The organism is Facklamia sp. HMSC062C11 (assembly GCF_001810675.1).
In the GTDB taxonomy this organism is placed as follows: Bacteria; Bacillota; Bacilli; order Lactobacillales; family Aerococcaceae; genus Facklamia; species Facklamia hominis.
The window spans coordinates 198500-199220 of sequence record NZ_KV802403.1; the positions used below are offsets into that span (position 1 = coordinate 198500).

1 protein-coding gene and 1 pseudogene are annotated in these 721 nt (G+C 29.7%); both read left to right on the top strand.

Translation table 11 applies throughout. The features are described from left to right. Positions 1-154 precede the first annotated feature (154 nt). On the top strand, positions 155-433 hold the full coding sequence (locus HMPREF2758_RS06500) for a type II toxin-antitoxin system YafQ family toxin (RefSeq protein WP_070609678.1): 279 nt from the start codon (positions 155-157) through the stop codon (positions 431-433). Between the two features lie 4 nt (positions 434-437). Then, positions 438-713: pseudogene (locus HMPREF2758_RS09050) on the top strand (nucleotidyl transferase AbiEii/AbiGii toxin family protein); the annotation flags it as partial. Positions 714-721 lie beyond the last annotated feature (8 nt).

Here is a 721-nt window from a genome sequence, read left to right on the forward strand (position 1 = left end):
TTAAGGGCAAGTATTAGAGAAAGTGGCATTCCCTTTGATTTAAAACTTGATATTCCAAATGTTGAGACTATAAAAGCTATCGACGAAGGAAGAATGATAGCTAAAGATAAGAACGTTACAGCTTATGATAATATGGATGACTTGAGGAAAGCCCTTGAAGTATAAAATAAAGTTTACAAAGAAATTTAAAAAGGACCTAAATCAGGCTAAGAAACAAGGGAAAGATATTGAAAAACTGTTTGATATTATTGAGAAAATTGCAAAAGATGAAGCCCTTGATGAAAGATATAGAGATCATTTATTAGCTGGAAATTACAAGGGGACTCGAGAATGTCATATAGAACCAGATTTTTTGTTGATATATGAAAAAATAGAAGAAGTTTTAGTGTTATCTCTAGTAAGAACTGGCTCACACTCTGATTTGTTTAAGTAAAATAACACGAAAGAGAGACTTTTATATCCCCCAGAAACTGAAAATAGAAGAGATAGATTATGAAATTTTAAAAGAAGCAATAGAGAGAACCTCCAACAAAAGAGAAAGTCAAGAAATAATAAAAGACTATGAAGAAATAATCGAGGATATAAATGAAGATTCATACTTAAGATCCTTTTGGGATGTATATCTTAATGAAAATAAGTATATTGATGATCTGACTTTTGATAAGGTTATTGATGTAGTGATAACTTTATCAAATAGGATTAATGAGATGTAATTTAACAG